The following is a 4,048-nucleotide window of genomic DNA, read 5'->3' on the forward strand; positions in this document are numbered from 1 at the left end:
GTGTGGAAGAACTCTTCCTGGATACCTTCCTTGCCCTCGATGAACTGAATGTCGTCGACGAGGAGGACGTCGATGTCGCGGTAACTGCGCTTGAACGAGGCCTTGCGGTCGTCGCGCAGAGAGTTGATGAAGTCGTTGGTGAATTCTTCGGTCGAGACGTACTTCACCCGCATGCCGGGAAACAGGCGTTGGGCGTAGTTGCCCGCCGCATGGAGGAGGTGCGTTTTCCCGAGGCCGGACTCGCCCCAGATGAACAGTGGGTTGTAGGCACGGGCCGGCGCCTCGGCGATGGCGAGGGTGGCGGCGTGGGCGAACCGGTTGGACGCGCCGATGACGAAGGTGTCGAACGTGTACCGCCGGTTGAGGCTGACGTCGTCGGTTGGGGAGTTCTGCGGGCGGTTGGTGAAGTAGGTGGGCCAGCTCTCCTCGGCGCTCGCGAGTGCTTCCTCGTCGTCGTCGACCTCGTCCGCTTCGGGCGTCGACTCTTGGGGAAGATCGTCGCCGCGGTCGGTCTGTGGGTCGGGGGTCTCGATGCGGACGCCGAGCTCGACACGTTGGCCGAGCCGACGGCTGAGGCTGGCGATGATCGGTTCGCGGAGGTGTCGTTCGATCTCGTTCTGAACGAATGGCGTGGGAACGGAGAGAAGGGCAAACCCCTCGGCGATGACGAGTGGTTTGACCAGCTTCAACCAGGCCCGTTGCTGCCGGGTGAGATTCGGGGCGTTGGAGCCGGTGTGAGAGCTTCCGTTGCGAGAGGTGTCACCGTTGAGCTCCGCAACGACGTCGTTCCAGATTGCGACGAACGGCGGGTCGGGGTCGGATGTCAACGTAGAGGTACCCCCTCGTGGCCAAGACTGGGATGGCCGAATAGACAATGAACCGGATGTCCACATGGTTATCCACAGTCTGTGGATAACCGACACCGGTCGTTGTGTCGTAGCGTAACGCGTGGAGGCAGCGGTCCCGGGGCTCGTCATGGTGGTCGACTACACCGTGGGCTCCCGGTTGGGCAGCCTTCCTCACTTCTTCGTTCAGCGGCGTCCCTATGTGAGAGACAGCCTTGCCAGAAGTTAACAGTTTTATTGCCGAGTGCCAACAGTTCTGCAACATTGAATGCGGCTTGCCTGGACACGCGTGTTGGATGGCGATGGGCGTGGCGGATGTCGCGGATTCGGCAGCGGGAGAAGCGGGTTTGACCTAGGGAAATCTCGTCAGTACCCTCGAACAGTCGCCCGAACGTGGCGATACGGCTGCGACTCGGATCGTCGGGTTTACGCGCCGGAGCTAGCAAGCGAGACGAACGAAGCGTACGTACCGCGGCTGCTTCCAGACGCACACGAGGTTACTCGTGTGTTCGACGGGGGCGGGCGCACCCGTCATTGAGGAGAAACAGCCGTGGCCAAGGGCAAGCGGACGTTCCAGCCGAACAACCGGCGCCGTGCCAAGGTGCACGGCTTCCGGCTGCGGATGCGGACTAGGGCCGGACGCGCCATCGTGTCCGGTCGTCGTGGCAAGGGCCGTCGCTCTCTCACTGCGTGATGCTGGGTCTGATCCGTAGCAGGGTGTAGACAGGTGCTTCCGGCTCAGTACCGGATGACGCGGTCGACTGACTTCGGACTCACCGTCAATCGCGGTGCGCGCGCAGCGCAACCCGACCTCGTGGTGCACGCCTTGAGGTCACCCGACGACGATGGGTCCGGCGGTCCGAAGATCGGGCTCGTCGTCTCAAAGTCGGTCGGCTCCGCGGTACAGCGGCACCGCGTCTCGCGGATGTTGCGGCACGTGGCGCGGGGCGTGATCGAGGATCTGGGGCCAGGTGACAAAGTGGTGATCCGTGCTCTTCCGAGCAGTCGGAATGCGATCTCGGCCCGCCTCGAACAGGAACTGCGGACCGCGTTGCGGCGCGCGTCGGAGTCCGGGGCTCGGCGATGAATCGCCGCATCGCCGGCGTGCTGGCGCGAGGCGTCATCTATGTCATCGAGCTGTATCGCACGATGATCTCTCCGTTGCGGCCACCCTCTTGCCGATTCACCCCGACGTGCAGTCAGTACGCGGTCGACGCGCTTCGAGAGTTCGGCTTCCTTCGGGGGACATGGTTGTCCTTGGTGCGGCTGGCCAAGTGCGGTCCGTGGCACCAAGGTGGATGGGACCCGATTCCGGACCGACACGAGGGTGGATGTCGTCCACGGGCGGATTCCGTCGGGGCCGTGGATAGCGCGACGCTGAGGAGCGATTCGTTTGTTTAATTGGTTCAGTCTCGACGTCATCTACTACCCGGTGTCCGCAATCATGTGGCTCTGGTACAAGGTCTTCGGGTTCGTGTTCGGCCCCGACAACTTCTTCGCATGGGCGCTGACGGTGATGTTCCTCGTCTTCACGCTGCGCGCGATTCTCTACAAACCGTTCGTTCGGCAGATCCGCACGACCCGCCAGATGCAGGAGTTGCAGCCACAGATCAAGGCGCTGCAGAAGAAGTACGGCAAGGACCGCCAGCGGATGGCGCTGGAGATGCAGAAGCTGCAGAAGGACCACGGGTTCAATCCGATCCTCGGCTGCCTGCCCATGCTGGCGCAGATCCCGGTGTTCCTCGGCCTCTACCACGTGCTGATGTCGTTCAACCGGACCCAGACCGGCATCGGCCGGCTCGGCTTGTCCGTGGCGGAGAACAGCTCCATCGGCAACTACATCTTCAGCGCGACGGACGTCCAGAACTTCTTGAAGGCCGATCTCTTCGGTGCGCCACTGGGTGCGTCGATGGTCCAAACGGTCGGCCTCGGTGCGTTCGAACAGTTCGACCGGATTGCGGTCATCATCGTCGGCGTGCCGCTGATGATTCTCGCCGGCGTCGCCACGCACTTCAACAGTCGAGCGTCGGTGGCACGACAGAGCATCGAAGCGTCTGCCAACCCGCAGACCGCGATGATGAACAAACTCGCGCTGTACGTGTTCCCGCTCGGCGTCGTTGTCGGCGGCCCGTTCCTGCCTCTCGCGATCATCTTGTACTGGGTGTCGAACAACATCTGGACCTATGGCCAGCAGCACGTCGTGTTCGGCCGGATCGAGAAGGAAGAAGAAGCCAAGAAGCAGGAGGAGTTGGCGCGCCGCGCGTCGAATGCTCCGGCGCCGGGAACCAAGCCAAAGCCGAAGCGCAAGCGTCCAACGCCTAGTGGCACCGGCGCCGAGGGCCCGGCGAAGCCTCCCGTGGAGCTGACTGATCACGATGGCAACGAGATCGGGGCCGACGGTGTCGGCGACACCGATGCCACCTCCAGTGACTCACCGCCGACGCCGAACGGCAAGGGCCCGGTGACGAAGGCCGGCGGTGCCGGTAACCGCGGACCTCGGCGGGCGGCCAACAGCCGACCGAAGAAGCGAAGGCCCTGACAAGTACCCCCCGATTCGGGACGGCCCGGTGTGGCCACCGATGGATGTGAAAGCAAGGAAGTAAGGACGAACATGACTGACGCCGATACGACGGAACGGACCGAGACCGAGATCGAGGGCGACGCGCCCAAGACCGAGGACCTCGAAGACCGCTTGGTGGCCGAAGGTGAGATCGCCGGCGACTATCTGGAGGAGCTGCTCGACCTCCTGGACTTCGACGGAGACATCGATCTGGATGTCGAGGGCGACCGTGCGATCGTGAGCATCGACGGGGGAAGCGACCTCGCAAAGTTGGTTGGTCGCAAGGGCGAGGTGCTCGACGCCTTGCAGGAGTTGACGCGACTCGCAGTGCACCAGAAGACGGGCGAGCGGAGCCGACTGATGCTGGACGTCGCCCACTGGCGGCGCGGACGCCGGGATGAGTTGGCGGCGCTGGGGGACAAGATCGCCCGCCGCGTGCTTGCGAGCGGTGAGCGCGAGGAGCTGGCGCCGATGACACCGTTCGAGCGGAAGATCGTTCACGATGCAGTATCGGCCGTTGACGGTGTGCGCAGTGAGAGCGAGGGCGCGGAGCCGTCGCGCCGCGTCGTCGTTCTGCCAGTCTGACGTTTCGAGTTACCACCGTGTAGTTCCACCCCGGCCCCGCCGCGGCGGGGGATTCGGA

At 63.9% G+C, this 4,048-nt stretch carries 6 protein-coding genes; 5 read left to right on the forward strand and 1 reads right to left on the reverse strand.

The features are described 5' to 3' along the window. Positions 1-827: DnaA ATPase domain-containing protein (locus tag ACRDUX_RS34280; protein WP_526420880.1), on the reverse strand; the 827-nt coding region annotated here is incomplete at its 3' end. A 568-nt stretch (positions 828-1,395) separates the two neighbouring features. Here ACRDUX_RS34280 and rpmH point away from each other — a divergent pair. The 5 genes from rpmH (at position 1,396) to ACRDUX_RS34305 (ending at position 3,990) form a co-directional block, all read left to right on the forward strand. Beyond that, positions 1,396-1,539 (forward strand): 50S ribosomal protein L34, encoded by a 144-nt coding sequence (gene rpmH, locus ACRDUX_RS34285; RefSeq protein WP_284230534.1) that lies wholly within the window; start codon positions 1,396-1,398, stop codon positions 1,537-1,539. A 33-nt stretch (positions 1,540-1,572) separates the two neighbouring features. After that, positions 1,573-1,932, forward strand: a complete 360-nt coding sequence (gene rnpA / locus ACRDUX_RS34290; protein ID WP_526420882.1) for a ribonuclease P protein component — start codon at positions 1,573-1,575, stop codon at positions 1,930-1,932. Continuing rightward, complete coding sequence (gene yidD, locus ACRDUX_RS34295) at positions 1,929-2,246, forward strand: membrane protein insertion efficiency factor YidD (protein WP_526420884.1); 318 nt, start codon at positions 1,929-1,931, stop codon at positions 2,244-2,246. Before rnpA ends, yidD begins: the two co-directional genes overlap by 4 nt. Positions 2,247-2,289: 43 nt before the next feature. Next, positions 2,290-3,384 (forward strand): membrane protein insertase YidC, encoded by a 1,095-nt coding sequence (gene yidC / locus ACRDUX_RS34300; RefSeq protein WP_526420889.1) that lies wholly within the window; start codon positions 2,290-2,292, stop codon positions 3,382-3,384. A 72-nt stretch (positions 3,385-3,456) separates the two neighbouring features. After that, positions 3,457-3,990, forward strand: coding sequence for a Jag family protein (locus tag ACRDUX_RS34305; RefSeq protein ID WP_526420887.1), 534 nt, complete (start codon positions 3,457-3,459; stop codon positions 3,988-3,990). The last annotated feature ends 58 nt before the right edge of the window (positions 3,991-4,048 follow it).

Origin of the sequence: Mycobacterium sp. (assembly GCF_050701675.1) — a bacterium.
GTDB lineage: Bacteria > Actinomycetota > Actinomycetes > Mycobacteriales > Mycobacteriaceae > Mycobacterium.